Genomic DNA, 19,726 nt, shown 5'->3' on the forward strand with positions numbered 1-19,726 from the left:
GTTGCCGAAACGCCCCGATAGCTCCGCTATCACGACGTTCCGGCGCCTTGCGATGCACCGCACCAGGCGCCGCACCCTGACCGACCCTGATCCACAAGACACCCCCTAGCGCTTCTCGTCGGCCGCCCGGCCAAAATGAGTCATGAGCGACACTCCGCAAGCCGTGTCGAAGTTGGGCTGAACGGGTGAGCGGCGTCATCATGGCCGGATGCAGATACAGCACGTGGGCGAGGTGGTCCGGTGAGCAGGTACGACGTCACCGACGAACAGTGGGAGGGCCTCGCCCAGGTCGTTCCGCTGCGCGGCCGCAACGAATGGCCGTCCAGAGTCGACCACCAGACCATCCCCGGCGACTACGCGACCGTCGAACACCGGCGCTTCGTGGTCCTACGGGTGCAGATCTTCGCCGACGCCCGCGAAGTGGCCGAATACCTCATGGCCCAGATCCCGGTCCTTCTCGACCTGACCGGCGCCGACCCGGACGTCGCCAAGCGCATCCTCGACTTCAGCACCGGCGTCGTCTTCGGCCTCGGCAGCGGAATGCATCGCGTCGACCGCAATGTCTTCCTGCTCGCCCCCGTCGGCACCGAGGTGGAAGGCATCGCGGCGGCAGCCGTCCCCCACCCCTGACCCACCCCTGTCCCCCTGACCCACCTTGTCCCCCCTGGCCCACAGCGGGCGCCACTGACGCCCCGCCCGCGCCTCGCTCTCCTTCGTCCCCCCTCGCTTTGGCCGTCGTGCCGCCCCCCACCCAGGACCGTCCCGCAACGCCGTGCCGTCCCTCATTCGTAGGAAGGCCGACGAGGCGGAACGGTTCGTCAGTTTTCGGGCTGCGTACGGTCCCAGCCATGACCACCATCAGTGACAGGAACGGCCGCCCCGATCGACCCACCGTCACCGAACTGCGGCTCTCGGCCTTCAGGACGCACCGCGGCGCGACCTTCTCCCTCGGCCCCCTCACCCTGGTCACCGGGCCGAGCGGCAGCGGCAAGAGCAGTGTCCTTGAAGCATTCGAAGCCCTCGCCAGACTCGGTTCCGGCGCGGCGCTGGGAGCCGTGTTCGGCGACCCGGTCGGCTGCGTGCCCGAACGCGCCGAAGCCGACGCACAGGGGCGCCGCGGATTCCGCATCGGCTGCACCGTGGACGGCCCCGCCGGACCGGTCCATCTCGACCTCGCGATCCAGGCCGAACCGGAACTCCGCGTCGTCGGTGAACGGTTGACGAGCGAGGGCCGGACGCTCCTGAGCACCGCCCTGCGGGACCCGGGCCGCTCCACCGTCCAAGCGGCCTGGCACACCGCGGGCGCGGTCCCCGTCACCCGCGCACCCCTCCCCGACGACCGCCTCGGCACCGCACTGCTGCCCCTGCGCGTCGCGGGGAAGACAGAAGGACAACGGCGCGTCCTGGCCGCCGCCGAGCAGGTCGTCGTCGCGCTGCGCTCGGTGTTCCCCTGCGATCCGCAACCCCAGCGCATGCGCGAACCCGTCGTCCCGGCCCAAGGAGCCGGCGGCGGGCGGCTGCGGCGCGGCTGCGACAACCTCGCCGAAATCCTGCTCCGCACCCGCACCGAGTGCGCCATCCGCCACGGCCGTCTCGTCACCGCGGCGCGCGCCGGCTGCCACGGCCCCGTCACCGGCCTCACCACCGAAGAGCTCGCCGACGGTACGTTACGAGCCGTACTCGCCCGCGGCGCCGACCGGCACGGCACCCCCGTCGGCCGCCTCGGCGAAGGCGAACTGCGCTATCTCGCCCTCGCCCTTGTGCTGCTCACGGGGCCAGGCGTGCTCGCCGTCGACACCGTCGCCGAAGTCCCCCCGGCCATGCAGACCCTCACCGTGCTCGCCGACGGCCTCGACCGCGCACTCGATCCGCGCCAGGCCCGCGAACTCATCACCCTCGCAGCCGAGATGTGCGCCCGAGGCCACCTCCGGCTGCTCGCCGCAGTCGGCGACGTGGCCGGCGCACGGGAGGCCCACGGGGCGACAGTGGTAGACCTGCGAGGGTGAATCCACTCGACGTACCGGCCCTGCAACGCAGGCTCGCCGCATTCGCCGCCGCCCGCGACTGGCAGCAGTACCACACCCCGAAGAACCTCGTCGCCGCGCTCAGCGTCGAGGCGTCCGAACTCCTCGAAATCTTCCAATGGCTCACCCCCGAGCAGTCGGCCCGGGTGATGGACGACCCGGACAAGGCCCACCGCGTCACCGACGAGGTCGCCGACGTCCTCGCCTATCTCCTCCAACTCTGCGACGTCCTCGGCATCGACGCCCTCGCGGCCCTCGCGGCCAAGATCGACCGCAACGAACTCCGCTTTCCCGCACCGGGCCCCGCTTCCGGCCGTGCACCCGCCCTTGACCCGGCCCTTGATTCCGCCCTCGACTCGGCCCTCGCACCCGCCACCGACCCGCCCGCGTCCTTGCACAACTCCCCGACAGACACGGAGAGTCACACTTTCGAGTGACCGGGATACTCACAATCGCCTTGCTGTGCACAGATTTCCGATTTCCTCTGGCTTTCCGGGCCGGGGGAGCTCACTCTAGGTAGTGGACGCGAACGCCGGGTCCATCACAGGGACGGGGGCATCGGATGGATGCAGCAAGGCTCTTAAAAGTCAGCCAACACGCACTGGCCCAGAGCCGGGCCGTGCTCGACATCGTCGCCGAGGCCTGGCAGGCGCAGGCGCTGGCCCAGGCGATCGGCGGCCACCTCGCGGCCTCCGGCCCCCCGGAGCTGAGGGGCGAAGCGCGTGGCCTCAGCGAAGCCGGCGGCCGGGGCTGCGCCGTCCTGGACCACCCCGGCATGCGCCGCGCCGGCATCCGGGCCGCCCAGCTGTCCGAAGTGGCCGACGCGGCAAGCGCGTTGACCTCTCTGAGCGTCCTGCTCGGCGACGTCGCCATGGCTTTGGTCTCCGTTGCCTGCGCCACGGACGACGAGAGTCTGTACTGGCAGTGCATGGAAGCCATCGACGCCGCCGACGAATCCAGCGACCGGGTCCGCGGAATGCTGCGCCGCCTCACCCTGCGGACCCAGGAAAGATCGCCGGAAGTGCTCCGGGACTCCACGACGGGTCCGCCATGACCGCCGCGAAGGGAGCCGCACGGGATTCCGCGATCCCGGTCGACGGGAAGGTGCCGCGAAGCCGGGCGACGCCGCCCCCACTCCGGCTCTGGGTGCGGCTACAACCGCGGCTACGGCTACGGCTACGGCTACGGCTACGGCTACGTCTACAACTACCGCTACAACTACGGCTACGGCTTTGCGATCTGCCGCTAGGGGCGGCCCTCGTGCTGCTCGCGCTTCGCGTCCCCGTGCGTCTGCCGCGCGTCACGCGGCTCGTCTTCGGGCGACGTCCGGTCGGTGGTGGACTGAAGATCCGCGTCGAGCTGCGTCAGATCCGCGTTCAGCGCCGCCATCAGCTCCTCCATCTGCTGCAACAGCCCCTTCGGCGCACCCTTCCGCTCGGATACGGCCTGCGGCACCGGCTGCTGCGGCACTGTCTGTTCCGGCGCGGCTTCCTGGGACATGGCGGCCTCCTCGGCCCAAGCCCTCCCGCAGGGGCGGACAGGGCGGAGAATCGGTCGACGCACCGGCCACGGCCGCCGACACGCGGGCCGGGCGCTCCGGCTCCGCCCGAGCCAACGACCGCTCGGCCTCAAACGTCACCGGTCAGAGCGGGCGCGAACCATCAGATCGACCAATTTTCACCCGACCGGGGTTCCATGGGGCGAGTGGTGAAGGCGGGGTTGACGACGGTCCCACGGTGCAGGATGGAGGCATGGATCTTCGCATCTTCACCGAGCCCCAGCAGGGCGCCGGTTACGACACCCTCCTGACCGTCGCCAAAGCCACCGAAGACCTCGGCTTCGACGCCTTCTTCCGCTCGGACCACTACCTCCGGATGGGCACCGCCGACGGGCTCCCGGGCCCGACCGACGCCTGGATCACCCTGGCCGGGCTCGCCCGCGAAACCAAGCGCATCCGCCTCGGCACCCTCATGACCGCCGGCACCTTCCGGCTGCCCGGCGTCCTCGCCATTCAGGTCGCCCAGGTCGACCAGATGTCGGGCGGACGCGTCGAACTCGGCCTGGGCGCAGGCTGGTTCGAAGAAGAGCACAAGGCGTACGGCATCCCCTTCCCCAAGGAGAAATTCGCCAGACTGGAGGAGCAGCTGGCCATCGTCACCGGACTCTGGGCCACCGAAACAGGCCAGACCTTCGACTACCACGGCACCTACTACCAGCTCAGCGACTCACCCGCGCTGCCCAAACCCGCGCAGACCAAGGTGCCCGTCCTGATCGGCGGACACGGCGCGACCCGCACACCGCGCCTCGCCGCGCAGTACGCCGACGAGTTCAACATCCCGTTCGCCTCCGTCGAGGACAGCGAACGGCAGTTCACCAGGGTCAGGGCGGCCGCAGAAGGCGCCGGACGCAGGGCGGACGATCTCGTGTACTCCAACGCGCTGGTGGCCTGCGTGGGCAAGAACGACCAGGACGTGGCCCGCCGGGCCGCCGCCATCGGAAGGGAGGTGGAAGAACTCAAGGCCAACGGGCTCGCGGGATCGCCCGCCGAGGTCGTCGAGAAGATCGGCAAGTACGAGGCGACCGGTTCGTCCCGCATCTACCTTCAGATGCTCGACCTCCAGGACCTCGACCACCTCGAACTGATCTCCTCGCAGGTGCTGCCCCAGCTGACCGGGGCCTGACCCAGCCGGTGGACCTGGACCCGGGGCTCTGACCCCGGACCGAGGTCTCCGGTCCGCCGGCGGCCGCCCCGCCCCGGGCCGTCGTTTCGTGCGGCGGGCCGGGCCCGGCCCCGTTGCCGGCGCGCTCGCCCGTGCGGCGGTTGTGTTCACCGGGTGAGCGGGGTCGTTGCGGGACAGGATGGGGGCATGGGATTCCATGTCGATTCCGAGACCGGGCGGCTGCGCCGCGTCATACTCCACCGGCCAGATCTGGAGCTGAAGCGGCTCACGCCCAGCAACAAGGACGCGCTGCTCTTCGACGACGTGCTGTGGGTGCGCCGGGCCAGACAGGAGCACGACGGGTTCGCGGACGTGCTCCGCGACCGGGGGGTGGAGGTGCACCTCTTCGGGGATCTGTTGCGCGAGTCGCTTCAGATTCCGGTGGCCCGCACCCTCGTCCTCGACCGGGTCTTCGACGAGAAGGAGTACGGGCCGCTCGCGACGGGCCATCTGCGGGCGGCCTTCGAGGACCTGCCGGTCGCGGAGCTCGCGGAGGCGCTGGTCGGCGGGATGACCAAGCGGGAGTTCCTGGAGGGGCATCCGGAGCCGACGTCGGTGCGCTTCCACGCGATGGACCTGGACGACTTCCTGCTCGGCCCGCTGCCCAACCACCTGTTCACCCGCGACACCTCCGCGTGGATCTACGACGGTGTCTCCATCAACGCGATGCGCTGGCCCGCGCGGCAGCGCGAGACCGTGCACTTCGAGGCGATCTACCGGCACCACCCCCTGTTCACGGGCGACCAGGCGGGCCCCTTCAACATCTGGTCGCAGGGCCAGAGCGACTATCCCTCGACCATCGAGGGCGGTGACGTCCTGGTGATCGGCAACGGCGCGGTCCTGATCGGGATGAGTGAGCGGACCACTCCGCAGGCCGTGGAGATGCTGGCGCGGGGGCTGTTCGCGGCGGGCTCGGCGCGGACCATCGTGGCGCTCGACATGCCCAAGCGGCGGGCGTTCATGCACCTCGACACCGTGATGACGATGGTCGACGGAGAAACCTTCACTCAGTACGCGGGCCTCGGCATGCTCCGCTCGTACACGATCGAGCCGGGCGCGGGCGAGCAGGAGCTCAAGGTCACCGATCATCCGCCGGAGCACATGCACCGGGCGATCGCGGCGGCCCTCGGCCTCGACCGGATCCGGGTGCTCACCGCGACCCAGGACGTGCACTCCGCCGAGCGTGAGCAGTGGGACGACGGCTGCAACGTGCTGGCGGTCGAGCCGGGGGTGGTCGTCGCGTACGAGCGCAATGTCACGACCAACACGCATCTGCGCAAGGAGGGCATCGAGGTCATCGAGATCCGGGGCAACGAGCTGGGGCGGGGGAGGGGAGGCCCGCGCTGCATGAGCTGCCCGGTCGAACGCGATGCCGTATAGTGATGCGCTCGAACGTATAGACTTCCAGCGTCTGACGGTCCTGCCGGACGACGTACGCCGCCCTCTACCCGTCCCCAGGAGCAGCCATCATGGCGATAGACCTCGCAGGCCGCCACTTCCTCAAGGAGCTGGACTTCACGGCCGAGGAGTTCCTCGGGCTCGTCGCGCTCGCCGCCGAACTCAAGGCCGCCAAGAAGGCGGGCAGCGAGGTCCAGCGGCTGCGTGGCCGCAACATCGCGCTGATCTTCGAGAAGTCCTCGACCCGTACCCGCTGTTCCTTCGAGGTGGCCGCGGCCGACCAGGGCGCGTCGACCACGTACATCGACCCGGCCGGGTCGCACATCGGCAAGAAGGAGTCCCCGCGCGACACCGCCCGGGTCCTGGGCCGGATGTTCGACGCGATCGAGTTCCGCGGCGATGCGCAGGAGACGGTCGAAATCCTCGCCGCGAACGCCGGTGTGCCGGTCTACAACGGCCTGACCGACGACTGGCACCCCACCCAGATGCTCGCCGACGTGCTGACCGTCACGGAACACACGGACAAGCCGCTCGGCGAGGTCGTCTTCGCTTATCTGGGTGATGCCCGCTTCAACATGGGCAACTCCTACCTCGTCACCGGCGCCCTGCTCGGCATGGACGTACGCATAGTGGCGCCGAAGGCGTACTGGCCGGCCGAGGAGATCGTCGCGCAGGCGCGCGAGGCGGCCGCGACGAGCGGCGCCCGCATCACCCTCACCGAGTCCGTCGAGGAGGGCGTGGCCGGCGCGGACTTCGTGGCCACCGACGTATGGGTCTCGATGGGCGAGCCGCAGGAGGTCTGGGCCGAGCGGATCAAGGCGCTCGTCCCGTACGCGGTGACCATGGACGTGCTGCGCGCCACCGGCAACGCCGGCGTCAAGTTCCTGCACTGCCTGCCGGCCTTCCACGACCTCGCCACCCAGGTCGGACGGGACATCTTCGAGCAGTTCGGGCTGACCGAGCTCGAAGTGAGCGACGAGGTCTTCGAGTCGGCGCACTCGGTCGTCTTCGACGAGGCGGAGAACCGGATGCACACCATCAAGGCCGTCATGGTCGCCACGCTGGGGGACCGGGCGGCAAGCGAAGGCGCCGCATAACCAGGCGCCGAACGGCTCGGGCGTGCGGCGAGGTGACCGCCGCTCCCGCCCGGTCAGCCGTGGCGGTTGGACAGCGTGAACCAGACCGCCTTGCCGTGCGCGGTGGGACGGTGGCCGCAGCCGAGCTCAGGGTGCGGATGAGCAGCAGACCGCGCCCGTGCTCCTGCCAGGGGTCGGGGGGCCCGCCGGACGCGGGCTCACCGAGGTCGCCCGGCGTCGCCGGTGAGCCGTCGTGCACCTCGACCTGGCAGCCCCACGCAAGCAGCTCCACCACGAGCTCGATCGGCTCCTCGGCCGCCGTGTGCTCGACGGCGTTCGCGACGAGCTCCGCGGTGAGCAGTTCGGCCGTGTCGCTGTCGGCGCCCGCGTCGAGGTCCGCGAGCGCCGTGCGGATCAGGGCGCGGGCGATCGGAACCGCCGCCGTGGTGTGCGGAAGCGCGATGCGCCACGCGGTGGGCGGAGTGTCGGGGGCGGGGCCAGAAGGCTCGGGCAAAGCGGAGATTCCGTTTCGGGTCGCGGGGGGGAGTCGTCCTGTCTTCCACGGTACGAAGCCGGGGCGCCGGGCCATAGAGGAGCCCGGCCGGGCCGTGGGGCACCGGCATACGGGACTTTGGGCCCTGTACCCCGGCACCCGCCCCTATAGCCCTGCCCCCGCGCAGCTCTCCCCGTCCACGTCTCCTCGCCCGCCTCCAGCCTGCACCTCCCTCCTCCGGTACCCCCGTCCACCCGCCGAGGCGCCCCGTACTGCCGGACAGAAGCCTTATCGCGTGCTCGTGACGACAGTCACAGGAGAGTGATACCTTCGGGAGCAGGCAGCAGAAGCAGTGGCGGCGTCCGCCGCCCCTCCGAAGGAGGCCGCAGCCCAGATGAGCCCCTTTCTCAGCTCCGCGTCCCGCACCGAGGACTGGCGCCATCTGCGTCTTTCGGTGTCCGACGGGGTCGCGACGGTCACGCTCGCGCGGCCCGAAAAACTCAACGCGCTGACCTTCGGCGCCTACGCCGACCTGCGTGACCTGCTCGCCGAACTGTCCAGGGAACGCTCGGTGCGCGCCCTGGTCCTGGCCGGCGAAGGGCGCGGATTCTGCTCGGGCGGCGACGTCGACGACATCATCGGCGCCACCCTGTCGATGAACACCGCCGAACTGCTCGACTTCAACCGCATGACTGGCCAGGTCGTCCGCGCGATCCGCGAATGCCCCTTCCCGGTGATCGCGGCCCTGCACGGGGTCGCCGCGGGCGCCGGAGCGGTGCTCGCACTCGCCGCCGACTTCCGGGTCGCCGACCCTTCCACGCATTTCGCGTTCCTGTTCACCAAGGTGGGCCTCTCGGGCGGCGACATGGGCGCCGCCTATCTGCTGCCCCGTGTCGTCGGCCTCGGACACGCCACCCGGCTGCTCATGCTGGGCGAACCGGTACGCGCCGCCGAGGCCGAACGCATCGGCCTGCTCAGCGAGTTGACGGATGAGGGCCGCGCGGACGAACGCGCCGCCGAACTCGCCCGCCGCCTCGCCGACGGCCCCGCTCTCGCGTACGCGCAGACCAAGGCGCTGCTCACCGCCGAACTCGACATGCCGCTCGCGGCCTCCGTCGAACTGGACGCGGCCACGCAGGCCCTGCTGATGAACGGCGAGGACTACGCGGAATTCCATGCCGCCTTCACCGAGAAGCGGCCCCCGAAATGGCAGGGACGCTAACGATGGCGAGCCCCCGGCCCGACACCCCCGCCCCCACCCAGCGCGCCCCCCTGCGGGTCGCCGTCATCGGGGGCGGGCCTGGCGGGCTCTACGCGGCGGCCCTGCTCAAGCGGCTCGACCCGGCACGGGACATCACGCTGTGGGAGCGCAACGCACCCGATGACACCTTCGGCTTCGGTGTCGTGCTGTCCGACGAGACCCTGGGCGGGATCGAACACGCCGACCCGGCCGTCTACCGGGCGCTGCGCGCCGAGTTCGTCCGGTGGGACGACATCGACATCGTGCACCGCGGGCGCACCCTCACCTCCGGCGGCCACGGCTTCGCCGCGCTCGGGCGGCGCAGGCTCCTGGACATCCTGCACGAGCGCTGCCACGCCCTCGGCGTCCAGCTGCGCTTTCGCGCCGAGGCGCCGCCCGCGGCCGAACTCGCCGCCACGCACGACCTGGTGATCGCGGCGGACGGCGTGCACAGCCCCACCCGCGCGGCGCACGCCGACCACTTCGCGCCGCACATCACCCGGCACCGCAACCGCTACATCTGGCTCGCCGCCGACTTCGCCTTCGACGCCTTCCGGTTCGAGATCGCCGAGACCGAGCACGGCGTGATGCAACTGCACGGCTATCCGTATGCGGCCGGCTCCTCCACGGTCATCGTCGAAATGCGCGAGGAGGTGTGGGCGGCCGCCGGCTTCGACGTGCTCGACGAGAAGGCCTCCGCCGACCAGTGCGCCAAGATCTTCGGCGACGCTCTCGGCGGGCGGCCCCTGCGCGGCAACAACTCCTCATGGACCGCGTTCCGCACCGTCGTCAACGACCGCTGGTCGTACGGCAACACGGTGCTGCTCGGCGACGCGGCCCACACCGCCCACTTCTCCATCGGCTCCGGCACCAAACTCGCCGTCGAGGACGCCCTCGCCCTCGCCGCGTGCGTCCAGGAGCAGCCCGACCTGCCCGCGGCCCTCGCGGCGTACGAGAGCGAGCGCCGGCCCGTCGTGGAGTCGACGCAGCGCGCGGCCGCGGCGAGCCTGCGCTGGTTCGAGGAGCTGGGCCGCCATCTCGACCAGCCCGCGCGGCAGTTCGCGTTCAACCTCCTCACCCGCAGCCGCCGGGTCACCCACGACAACCTGCGGTTGCGCGACCCCTCGTTCACCGACACCGTCGAGCGGGAATTCGGCTGCCCGCCCGGCACGCCGCCCATGTTCACCCCCTTCCGTCTGCGCGGCCTGGAACTGAACAACCGCGTGGTCGTCTCGCCCATGGACATGTACTCAGCCGTGGACGGCGTGCCCGGCGACTTCCACCTGGTGCATCTGGGCGCCCGCGCGCTGGGCGGCGCGGGCCTGGTCATGACCGAGATGGTGTGCGTCAGCCCCGAGGGCCGCATCACCCCCGGCTGCGGCGGCCTCTACACCGCCGAACAGGCCGACGCCTGGCGCCGGATCGCCGACTTCGTGCACGCGCAGGCACCCGGCACCGCCCTCGGTGTCCAGCTCGGCCACTCCGGGCGCAAGGGCTCGACCAAGCTGATGTGGGACGGCATGGACCAGCCCCTGGACGCCGGCAACTGGCCCGTCGCCGCCGCCTCCCCGCTCCCGTACCGGCCCGGTGTCAACCAGGTCCCGCACGCGCTGGACCGCGCGGGGCTCACCGAGGTCCGCGAGCAGTTCGTGGCCGCCGCCCGGCGCGCCGCCACCTGCGGATTCGACCTCCTCGAACTGCACTGCGCCCACGGCTATCTGCTGTCCGGATTCCTCTCCCCTCTCACCAACCAACGGACGGACGCCTACGGCGGTTCCCCGGCGGCCCGTCTGCGCTTCCCCCTCGAAGTCTTCGACGCGGTGCGCGAGAACTGGCCCGCCGACCGGCCGATGACGGTGCGCGTCTCCGCCACCGACTGGGCCGACGGCGGCACCACCGCCGATGACGCCGTGGAGATCGCCCGCGCGTTCGCCGCGCACGGCGCCGACGCCATCGACGTGTCCACCGGGCAGGTCGTCCCCGACGAGCGCCCCGAGTTCGGCCGCTCCTACCAGACCCCATACGCCGACCGGATCCGCAACGAGCTGGGCATCCCGGTGATCGCGGTCGGCGCCATCTCCTCCTGGGACGACGTCAACTCCCTGCTCCTGGCCGGCCGCGCCGACCTGTGCGCCCTGGGCCGCCCCCATCTGTACGACCCGCACTGGACACTGCACGCCGCCGCCGAGCAGGGCTACACGGGCCCCGGCGCGAGCTGGCCGCTGCCCTACCGCGCGGGCAGCCGCACGCCGCCGACGGGCCGCACCGACGCACCGAGACCCCGCCTCGGCCTGAACTGACCACCGGACCCGCACCCGTCCGCGGACGCGAAGCCGCGTCCCCGCACCCTCACGCCCGCACCCTCACGCCCGCACCCGGCCGCGGACGCGAAGCCGCGCCCCCGCGCCCTCACCCCGTCGTCGTCGGGGACGAGCGGGCGCCGGAGCTCGGCAGCGCGCCGCGCACGAACGCGGCGCCCGCGTCCCGCAGCAGCTCGTGCAGCCGGCCGAACACATCGGCGGAACGGCCGCCGGGCCAGGCGCGGGGCAGGAGTTCGGCGGGCAGTCCCGGGTCGGTGTACGGCAGCCGGCGCCAGGAATCCAGCGTCAGGAGGTAGTCCCGGTAGGCGGCCTCGGCGTCGGTCCTCGCGCTGTCGGGTGCGGCGGCCAGGCGCGACTCCCAGGCCCGCAGCGCCGGTTCGTGTCGTGCGAGGAATTCCTCGTGGCTCCGGGCGATGGCCGGCAGGTCCCACCAGCGGGCTACGGCCTGCGCGGTCGGCGCGAAACCGAGGTGGTCGCCCCTGAACAGCTCGACGTAGGGCGAGAGTTGGAGGCGTTCCAGGGTGTGCCGGGTCTCGTCGTACAGCCGGGCGGGAGCGAGCCACACGCCCGGCGCCGCCGTGCCGAACCCGAGGCCGGCCAGGCGTGAACGCAGCACGTGCCGCTTGCTGCGCTCCGTCTCGGGAACGGAGAACACCGCCAGCACCCAGCCGTCGTCGGCCCGCGGCGCGGGGTGGGCGTAGATACGCCGGTCGCCGTCGTCCAGAAGCTGCCGCGCGTCGTCCGAAAGGGCGTAGCCGGCGGCGCCCGCCGTGGTGGGCCGCGCCACCAGCAGCCCGCGGCGTTTGAGCCGGGACACCGAGGAGCGCACGGAGGGCGCGTCGACGCCGGCCACCGCGAGGAGCCGGATCAGTTCGGCGACCGCGAGGGAGCCGGGGGTTTCGCGCCCGTAGGCGCCGTACAGGGTCACGATCAAGGATCGGGGAGTGTGCAGCTCGGCCACGCGATCACTCTAGTTGCCGCAGCCGGAAGCGCTGGAGCTTCCCGGTGGGTGTGCGCGGGAGTGCGTCCAGGAAGACGATCTCGCGCGGGCATTTGTACGGGACGAGCTGCGACTTCACGAAGTCGCGCAGGGCGGCCGCCGTCTCCTCGCCGTGCGGCACCCCCGGCCGCAGCACGCAGTAGGCGACGACGACATGGCCCCGCCGCTCGTCCGGACGCCCCACCACCGCGGCCTCTGTGACGTCGGGGTGGCGCAGCAGGGCGTCCTCGACCTCCGGTCCCGCGATGTTGAACCCGGCCGAAATGATCATGTCGTCGGCGCGGGCCACATATTGGAACCAGCCGTCGCTGTCCCGCACATAGGTGTCGCCGGTGATGTTCCAGCCGTCGCGTACATAGGCGCGTTGACGTTCGTCGGCGAGGTAGCGGCAGCCGACCGGGCCGCGCACGGCGAGCAGCCCGGGCTCGCCGTCGGGCAGGGTCCTGCCGTGCGCGTCGACGATGAGGGCCTGCCAGCCGGGGACGGGCCGGCCGGTGGTGCCGGGACGGATGTCCTCGTCGGCCGCGGAGATGAAGATGTGCAGCAGTTCGGTCGCGCCGATCCCGTTGATGATGCGCACCCCGGTGCGCTCCCGCCAGGCCCGCCACGTCGCCGCCGGAAGGTTCTCGCCCGCCGAGACGCAGCGCCGCAGGGCGGACAGGTCGTGGCCGGCGAGTTCGTCGAGCATCGTCCGGTACGCGGTCGGCGCGGTGAACAGGACGGAGACCCGGTGCTCGGCCAGGGCGGGCAACAGCTGCTTGGGACCGGCCTGTTCGAGCAGCAGCGCCGACGCGCCGGCCCGCAGTGGAAAGACGACGAGACCGCCGAGTCCGAAGGTGAAGCCCAGCGGGGGGCTGCCCGCGAAGACGTCGTCGGGGACCGGCTTGAGGATGTGCCGCGCGAAGGTGTCGGCGATGGCGAGCACATCGCGGTGGAAGTGCATGCAGCCCTTGGGGCGTCCCGTGGTGCCCGAGGTGAAGGCGATCAGGGCGACGTCGTCCGCCGAGGTGTCCACGGCCGTGAACCGTCCCGACGGGGCTCGCTCGGCCCGCTTCACGAGGTCGTCGGGCCCGTCTCCGCCGTACGCGGTGATGCGCAGGCCGGGGGCCTCGGCGCGCTCCAGATCGTCCAGGACGCGGGCGTCGCACAGGGCGTGGCTGATGTGCGCGATGGAGCACATGACGTTCAGCTCGTGGGCGCGCTGCTGGGCCAGTACGGTGACGGCGACCGCGCCCGCCTTCATCACCGCGAGCCAGCAGGCGGCGAGCCACGGCGTGGTCGGCCCGCGCAGCAGCACCCGGTTTCCGGGCACCACACCGAGCTCGCCGGTCAGGACGTGGGCGATCCGGTCGACCCGGTCGCGCAGCTCCCGGTAGGTCCAGATCTCACCCGCACCGGTGCGGAAGGCGGGGCGGTCCTGGCCGAAGCGCTCGATCGTGGCGTCCAGGAGTTCGGCGCCGCAGTTGAGCCGTTCGGGGTAGGACGGCCCCGGCGGGCCGAGTACCAGCTCCGGCCACTGATCGGTGGGCGGCAGGTGGTCGCGGGGAAAGGTGTCGGCGTGCGCTGAGGTCTTCAGCTCCATACGGGATCGCCCCCTTGTCGCCTCTGGAGCGTATCGTTTGGATGACGACAGTCAACAGTTCGCGATAGCGCGGTCGGGGTCGTGCCTCCGGGCCCGCCCGGCCGGGCCTTGGCGGTCTGGTGCGTCGCAGGAGCCGAGTGGGACAGTCGGAACCCGAGTGGGAAAGGGGTGGCCATGCCCGGATTCGCGCTGGAGCCGGACCAGCTGGAATGGTGCGGGGAACTGCGGGAGCTCGCCGGGGCGCGGCTGCGCCCCCTCGCGGACAAGGGTGAGCCGGGCCGAGTCAACCGGCCACTCGTAGAAGCGCTCGGCGAGCACGGGCTGCTCGCCCGCCTCTTCGGCTCCGGCGCGCTCGACCTGTGCCTGATGCGCGAGTCACTGGCGTACGCGTGCACCGAGGCGGAGACCGCGCTCGCCCTCCAGGGCCTGGGCGCGCATCCCGTCGCCGCGTACGGGACGCCGGCGCAGCGCGAGCGCTGGCTGCCCGAGGTGACGGCGGGCCGCGCCGTCGCCGCCTTCGCGCTCAGCGAGCCGGACGCCGGCTCGGACGCGGCGGCCCTGAAGCTCGACGCGGCTCCGGACGGCGGTGGCTGGCGCCTGACGGGCGAGAAGTGCTGGATCTCCAACGCCCCCGAAGCCGACTTCTACACCGTCTTCGCCCGGACCACCCCGGACGCCGGCGCCCGGGGCGTGACGGCCTTCCTGGTCCCTGCCGACCGGCCCGGCCTGACCGGTGCGGCCCTCGACCTGCTCTCCCCGCACGCCGTCGGCAGCCTCGCCTTCGACGGCGTACCCGTGAGCCCCGACGACATCCTGGGGGAGCGGGACCGCGGCTTCCGCGTCGCGATGACCACGCTCAACCTGTTCCGGCCCAGCGTCGGCGCGTTCGCCGTCGGCATGGCGCAGGCCGCCCTCGACGCGACGCTCGAACACACCGCCCGGCGCACCGCGTTCGGCGGCCCGCTCAAGGACCTCCAGGCCGTGGCCCACCAGGTGGCCGACATGGCGACCCGCACCGAGGCCGCGCGGCTCCTGGTGTACGCGGCGGCCGCCGCCCACGACCGGGGCGACGCACACATCGCCCGCGGCTCGGCCATGGCGAAGCTGTTCGCGACCGAGACCGCGCAGTACGTCGTCGACACCGCGGTCCAGCTCCACGGCGCCCGCGCGCTGCAACGCGGGCACCTGCTCGAACACCTCTACCGTGAGGTCCGCGCGCCCCGCATCTACGAAGGGGCCAGCGAAGTGCAGCGCACGATCATCGCGAAGGAGCTGTACCGGTGAGCCTGGACCGAGTGAACCCCGCCGAGCTGTCCCCGGCGACCGGCTTCAGTCACGCCGTCGTCGCCACCGGCTCGCGCGTCGTCTTCCTCGCGGGACAGACCGCGCTCGATGCCGACGGCAAGATCGCGGGCGCCACGCTGCCCGAGCAGTTCCGCACCGCGCTCACCAACCTGCTGGCGGCGCTGGCCGCGGCGGGGGGCGGCCCCCAAGACCTCGCCCGGGTCACGGTGTACGCGACGGATGTCGCGGACTACCGCGCCCGGGCGCGTGAACTCGGCGCCATCTGGCGGGAGTTGGCAGGGCGGGACTATCCGGCGATGGCGGTCGTCGGGGTGGTGCGGCTGTGGGACACCGAGGCCCTTGTCGAGCTGGACGGGTTCGCCGTCCTGGCCTGACACCGTCCACGCGCCGATGACACGCCCCCGCGCCGATGACACGCCCCCGCGCCGATGACACGCCCCCGCGCCTCACCCCTCCAGCAGTCCCCCCATCCACTCCTCGACCCCCGCGACCGACCTCGGCAGCGCTCCCGACATCAGCCGGGCGCCGTCCTCGGTGATCACCAGGTCGTCCTCGATGCGGACACCGATGCCGCGCAGTTCGGGCGGCAGGGTCTCGTCGTCGGGCTGGAGGTAGAGCCCGGGCTCGACCGTGAGGACCTGGCCTGCCTCAAGGACACCGTCCAGATAGGTCTCCTGGCGGGCCTTCGCGCAGTCGTGCAGGTCGATGCCGAGCATGTGCCCGCTGCCGCACAGCGTGTAGCGGCGGTGCAGTTCGCCCGACGCGCTCTTGAGGACGCCCCACTCGGCCAGGCCCTCCGCGATGACGCCCATCGCGGCCCGGTGGAAGTCACGGAAGGCGGCGCCCGGCCGCAGCGCCGCGATGCCCGCGTCCTGGGCGGCCAGGACGAGTTCGTACACCTGGCGCTGGACGGGCGAGAAGCGGCCGGAGAGGGGGAGCGTGCGGGTGATGTCGGCGGTGTAGAGGGTGTCCGTCTCCACACCGGCGTCGAGCAGGAGCAGATTCTTGGGGTCGAGCCGGCCGTCGTTGCGTATCCAGTGCAGCACGCAGGCATGCGCTCCGGACGCGGCGATCGTCTCGTACCCGGTGCCGTTGCCCTCGGCGCGGGCCCGCAGTCCGAACGCGCCCTCGATCACGCGCTCGCCCCTCGGGTGGAGGAGGGCGCGCGGCAGGGCGCGTACGGCATCCTCGAAAGCGGCGGTCGTGTGGTCGACGGCGAGCTGGAGCTGGGCCACCTCCCAGGCGTCCTTCACGAGCCTCAACTCGGCCAGCACGGCGCCGAGTTCGGGTTCGGTGGTGGCGTCGCGTCCGTGGCCGACCGCCCCCAGCTCGGCCACGTGGGCACAGCGGATGCCCGTCAGGCGCTCGGCCTCGGCGAGGTCGGGGCGGCGGCCCACCCAGAACTCGCCGTACCTGCGGTCGCGGTAGAACGCCTCGTCGCCGCCGGCGCGCGGCGAGCGGGGCCGCACGTAGAGCACCGCCTCGTGGCCCGACCCCGACGGTTCGAGGACCAGCACGTGCCCGGGCTGGTCCTCGCCGGTGAGGCCGGTCAGCCAGGCGTACGCGCTGTGCGGGCGGAAGCGGTGGTCGCAGTCGTTGGAGCGGACCCTCAGCTCACCCGCCGGCACGATCAGGCGTTCACCGGGGAAGTGGGCGGACAGACGCGCCCTGCGGCCCTCGGTGGCCTCGAATCCCGCCACCCGGGTATCGGCGGGCAGCGGGCTCGGGGCCCAGCCGGAGGCCATGAAGGCGGTGAGTTCGGCGCCGACGGGCAGGTCGTGGCTACCGGTGTTGAGGCGGGCGGAATGCTCGGCCATGGGGGCTCCCGAAGTGAGGGACGGGCGGAGGGTGGAGGCGCTGAAGGGCGCTGACGGGCGTTGAAGGGCGCTGACGGGCGCTGACGGTCCTGGCCCGGATCAGTGCAATGTCACATTACTATGTCACGGGTCATCAAGGCAGTACCCTGTCGCTCAATCCCCCGCCGTAGACGGCTCGTTGAGGCCTGGCGCCGCCGTGTCGTCGAGCCTCTTGTGGGCAAGCCTCGGAGGTCAGTAAAATGTCACACACCACACTAGGGAGTTCGACCATGACGTCTGTAGCAGCACCCCAGCGCATCCGGCCCTGGCACGGAATCCTCGTCGCGACCGCCCTGCCCCTGCGGCCCGACCTCTCCATCGACTTCGCGGCCTACGCCGAGCACGTCCGCTGGCTGATCTCCAACGGAAGCGACGGCGTCGTGCCGAACGGATCGCTCGGCGAATACCAGACCCTCAGCGACGAAGAGCGCGAGCGTGTCGTGCACACGGCCGTCGAGGCGGCGGGCGACGGCGACCGCGTCATGGTCGGCGTCGCCGCGTACGGCAGCACCGAGTCCCGCCGCTGGGCGGAGCGGGCCGCCGCCGCGGGCGCGGGCTCCGTACTGCTGCTCCCGCCGAACGCCTACCGCGCCGACGACCGCTCCGTACGCGCCCACTACGCGGAGGTCGCCAAGGCGGGCCTGCCCGTCGTGGCCTACAACAACCCCTACGACACCAAGGTCGACCTGACGCCCGCCCTGCTCGCCCAGCTGCACGCCGATGGCAGCATCGTCGCCGTCAAGGAGTTCAGCGGCGATGTGCGCAGGGCCTACGAACTCGCCGAACTCGCCCCCGATCTCGACCTGTTGGCGGGAGCCGACGACGTCCTGCTCGAACTGGCGCTGGCCGGCGCCGTGGGCTGGATCGCCGGATACCCCAACGCACTGCCCGCCGCCTGCTCCCAGCTCTACCACGCGGCCGTCGCGGGCGACCTCGCCACCGCCCGCCCCCTCTACCGGTCCCTGCACTCGTTGCTGCGCTGGGACTCCAAGACCGAGTTCGTCCAGGCCATCAAGCTGTCCATGGACCTGGCGGGCCGCCCCGGCGGGCCCACCCGGCCGCCCAGGGAGCCGCTGACCGCCGAGCAGGACGCGGCGGTGCGCGCCGCCACCGAAAAGGCGCTCGCCGAAGGCCACCACTAGCCCGCGAGGGAGCAACCATGCGGACCCGACACGTCTACCACGCGGTCGACTCGCACACCGAGGGCATGCCCACCCGCGTCATCACCGGCGGGATCGGCGTCGTTCCCGGCGCCACCATGGCCGAGCGCCGCCTGTACTTCCTGGACCACCTGGACCACATCCGTACGCTCCTGATGTACGAGCCGCGCGGCCACGCCGCGATGAGCGGAGCGATCCTCCAGCCACCGACCCGGCCCGACGCGGACTACGGCGTCCTCTACATCGAGGTCTCCGGACTGCTGCCGATGTGCGGGCACGGCACCATCGGGGTGGCCACCGTGCTGGTGGAGACCGGCATGGTGACGGTCACCGAGCCCGTCACCACGGTCAGGCTCGACACCCCGGCCGGTCTGGTGAGCGTGGATGTGCGGGTCGAGGACGGCGAGGCGAAGGCCGTCACGCTGACCAACGTCCCCGCGTTCTGCGCGGCGCTCGACCGCAAGGTGCGGGTGCCCGGCCTGGGCGTGGTCACCTACGACCTCGCCTACGGGGGCAACTTCTACGCCTTCGTCGAGCTCGAATCCCTTGGCCTGCCCTTCGCCCGGTCCCACAAGGACGAGCTGCTGGCCGCCGGGCTCGCCGTCATGGACGCCATCAACGCCTCCGACTCTCCGGTGCACCCGGAGGACCCGGAGATCTCCGGGGTGAAGCACGTCTACCTCGCCGCCCCCGGGTCGAACGCGTCGCGTTCGCGGCACGCCATGGCGATCCACCCCGGCTGGTTCGACCGCTCTCCGTGCGGCACCGGGACGTCCGCCCGGATGGCACAGCTGCACGCGCGGGGCGAACTCCCGCTGCACCGCGACTTCACCAACGAGTCCTTCATCGGTACGCGGTTCACCGGCCGGCTCGTGGGCGAAACCATGGTCGGGCCGTTCCCCGCGGTCGTCCCCACCGTCACCGGCCGCGCCTGGATCACCGGGACGGCCCAGTACTTCCTGGACCCGTCCGACCCGTTCCCGCAGGGCTTCCTGCTGTGATCGAGCCCGCCGCGAGCGGCCCGGCCCCGCCCCGGCGGGGACCGCATCGCGGCGGAGGCCACCTCTCGGCAGGGGCTCAGAGCCCCGTGTCGTCGGCCCGGGCCGACAGGCGCGAGGCGCGTCCTGTGGACGTGTCCCACCACCGGTCCCCGACCGCTCGCGCCAGTTCCGCGTCGTACTGTTCCGCCTCGAAGTGGAAATCGAGGGGCAGTTGATCCTGGTAGGGCCCTTCCCAGTCGGACCAGACCACCAGGCCTCCGCAGCGTTGCACGACGGCGGTCAGGAACCCGCAGCAGCCGCCCGTGCACACCGGCTCGCCCAGCCTGAGACGACGGGCTTCACCGGTGGCTGCGAGCGGACCGGGCCGGTCCGCTCGCAGCACCTGCGGGGCGAGCGGGCCGCGCCCATCCGCGTCGAGTGCCGCCTCCACCACGTCGCGGCCGTCCACCCAGAACCGCACCTGGCAGCCCCAACGGCTCCCCGGCGGCAGCACGTTCATGGCCAGTCGATTGAACACAGTGCCCCCCTGTCGAACGCCGGTCGCTGCCGA

General features: G+C 71.8%; 17 protein-coding genes and 2 pseudogenes. 13 read left to right on the forward strand and 6 right to left on the reverse strand.

What is annotated here, in order from left to right; all coding sequences use genetic code 11:
• The first annotated feature begins 240 nt into the window (after window positions 1–240).
• From ACGFW5_RS31855 to ACGFW5_RS31870, 4 genes and pseudogenes are all read left to right on the forward strand, one after another.
• Complete coding sequence (locus tag ACGFW5_RS31855; protein WP_393837805.1) at window positions 241–630, forward strand: cell division protein SepF; 390 nt, start codon at window positions 241–243, stop codon at window positions 628–630.
• A 218-nt stretch (window positions 631–848) separates the two neighbouring features.
• The gene (locus ACGFW5_RS31860) at window positions 849–2,006 is read left to right on the forward strand and encodes an AAA family ATPase (protein ID WP_393837806.1); all 1,158 of its coding nucleotides are present in this window, start codon (window positions 849–851) and stop codon (window positions 2,004–2,006) included.
• Window positions 2,003–2,323 (forward strand): annotated as a pseudogene (locus ACGFW5_RS31865) (nucleotide pyrophosphohydrolase); the annotation flags it as partial. The gene ACGFW5_RS31860 and the pseudogene ACGFW5_RS31865, both read left to right, overlap by 4 nt.
• A 263-nt stretch (window positions 2,324–2,586) precedes the next feature.
• Window positions 2,587–3,078, forward strand: coding sequence for a DUF6099 family protein (locus tag ACGFW5_RS31870; RefSeq protein ID WP_393837807.1), 492 nt, complete (start codon window positions 2,587–2,589; stop codon window positions 3,076–3,078).
• Window positions 3,079–3,269: 191 nt separating this feature from the next.
• Here ACGFW5_RS31870 and ACGFW5_RS31875 read toward each other — a convergent pair whose 3' ends face one another.
• Window positions 3,270–3,524: a hypothetical protein gene (locus ACGFW5_RS31875; RefSeq protein ID WP_393837808.1), complete on the reverse strand. Its 255-nt coding sequence runs from the start codon at window positions 3,522–3,524 to the stop codon at window positions 3,270–3,272.
• 251 nt (window positions 3,525–3,775) lie between these two features.
• On the opposite strand from ACGFW5_RS31875, the gene ACGFW5_RS31880 reads away from it, so the two are divergent.
• The 3 genes from ACGFW5_RS31880 to argF all read left to right on the forward strand — a co-directional run bounded on the left by ACGFW5_RS31880 (window position 3,776) and on the right by argF (window position 7,239).
• Window positions 3,776–4,705, forward strand: coding sequence for an LLM class F420-dependent oxidoreductase (locus ACGFW5_RS31880; RefSeq protein WP_393837809.1), 930 nt, complete (start codon window positions 3,776–3,778; stop codon window positions 4,703–4,705).
• A gap of 186 nt (window positions 4,706–4,891) precedes the next feature.
• A complete protein-coding gene (locus tag ACGFW5_RS31885) occupies window positions 4,892–6,124 on the forward strand; it encodes an arginine deiminase (RefSeq protein WP_393837810.1) in 1,233 nt (410 codons plus the stop codon).
• An 89-nt stretch (window positions 6,125–6,213) separates the two neighbouring features.
• Window positions 6,214–7,239 carry an ornithine carbamoyltransferase gene (argF, locus tag ACGFW5_RS31890; protein ID WP_393837811.1) on the forward strand — a complete coding sequence of 342 codons (1,026 nt, stop codon included), beginning with the start codon at window positions 6,214–6,216 and terminating at the stop codon, window positions 7,237–7,239.
• A 53-nt stretch (window positions 7,240–7,292) separates the two neighbouring features.
• Here the strand turns inward: argF and ACGFW5_RS31895 are convergent.
• Window positions 7,293–7,807, reverse strand: a pseudogene (locus tag ACGFW5_RS31895) (ATP-binding protein).
• Window positions 7,808–8,105: 298 nt separating this feature from the next.
• Between ACGFW5_RS31895 and ACGFW5_RS31900 the strand changes: the two are divergent.
• The gene (locus ACGFW5_RS31900) at window positions 8,106–8,933 is read left to right on the forward strand and encodes an enoyl-CoA hydratase family protein (RefSeq protein WP_393837812.1); all 828 of its coding nucleotides are present in this window, start codon (window positions 8,106–8,108) and stop codon (window positions 8,931–8,933) included.
• Between the two features lie 2 nt (window positions 8,934–8,935).
• Window positions 8,936–11,251: a bifunctional salicylyl-CoA 5-hydroxylase/oxidoreductase gene (locus tag ACGFW5_RS31905; protein WP_393837813.1), complete on the forward strand. Its 2,316-nt coding sequence runs from the start codon at window positions 8,936–8,938 to the stop codon at window positions 11,249–11,251.
• A 109-nt stretch (window positions 11,252–11,360) separates the two neighbouring features.
• Here ACGFW5_RS31905 and ACGFW5_RS31910 read toward each other — a convergent pair whose 3' ends face one another.
• A complete protein-coding gene (locus ACGFW5_RS31910; protein ID WP_393837814.1) occupies window positions 11,361–12,233 on the reverse strand; it encodes a PaaX family transcriptional regulator C-terminal domain-containing protein in 873 nt (290 codons plus the stop codon).
• Between the two features lie 4 nt (window positions 12,234–12,237).
• Window positions 12,238–13,854 (reverse strand): AMP-binding protein, encoded by a 1,617-nt coding sequence (locus ACGFW5_RS31915; protein ID WP_393837815.1) that lies wholly within the window; start codon window positions 13,852–13,854, stop codon window positions 12,238–12,240.
• 174 nt (window positions 13,855–14,028) lie between these two features.
• Between ACGFW5_RS31915 and ACGFW5_RS31920 the strand changes: the two genes are divergently transcribed.
• Window positions 14,029–15,138, forward strand: coding sequence for an acyl-CoA dehydrogenase family protein (locus ACGFW5_RS31920; RefSeq protein ID WP_393837816.1), 1,110 nt, complete (start codon window positions 14,029–14,031; stop codon window positions 15,136–15,138).
• Window positions 15,135–15,533, forward strand: coding sequence for a RidA family protein (locus ACGFW5_RS31925; RefSeq protein WP_393837817.1), 399 nt, complete (start codon window positions 15,135–15,137; stop codon window positions 15,531–15,533). The genes ACGFW5_RS31920 and ACGFW5_RS31925 overlap by 4 nt, the downstream gene beginning before the upstream one ends.
• Window positions 15,534–15,605: 72 nt before the next feature.
• On the opposite strand, the gene ACGFW5_RS31930 is transcribed toward ACGFW5_RS31925, so the two are convergent.
• Window positions 15,606–16,976, reverse strand: coding sequence for an aminopeptidase P family protein (locus ACGFW5_RS31930; protein WP_393837818.1), 1,371 nt, complete (start codon window positions 16,974–16,976; stop codon window positions 15,606–15,608).
• A 269-nt stretch (window positions 16,977–17,245) separates the two neighbouring features.
• On the opposite strand from ACGFW5_RS31930, the gene ACGFW5_RS31935 reads away from it, so the two are divergent.
• Both ACGFW5_RS31935 and ACGFW5_RS31940 read left to right on the forward strand, forming a co-directional pair.
• Window positions 17,246–18,157: a dihydrodipicolinate synthase family protein gene (locus ACGFW5_RS31935; protein WP_393837819.1), complete on the forward strand. Its 912-nt coding sequence runs from the start codon at window positions 17,246–17,248 to the stop codon at window positions 18,155–18,157.
• A gap of 17 nt (window positions 18,158–18,174) precedes the next feature.
• Window positions 18,175–19,176 (forward strand): proline racemase family protein, encoded by a 1,002-nt coding sequence (locus ACGFW5_RS31940; RefSeq protein ID WP_393837820.1) that lies wholly within the window; start codon window positions 18,175–18,177, stop codon window positions 19,174–19,176.
• Window positions 19,177–19,252: 76 nt separating this feature from the next.
• Here ACGFW5_RS31940 and ACGFW5_RS31945 read toward each other — a convergent pair whose 3' ends face one another.
• A complete protein-coding gene (locus ACGFW5_RS31945) occupies window positions 19,253–19,693 on the reverse strand; it encodes a hypothetical protein (protein WP_393837821.1) in 441 nt (146 codons plus the stop codon).
• Window positions 19,694–19,726: the final 33 nt, after the last annotated feature.

Source organism: Streptomyces sp. NPDC048416 (genome assembly GCF_043200435.1).
Classification (GTDB): domain Bacteria; phylum Actinomycetota; class Actinomycetes; order Streptomycetales; family Streptomycetaceae; genus Streptomyces.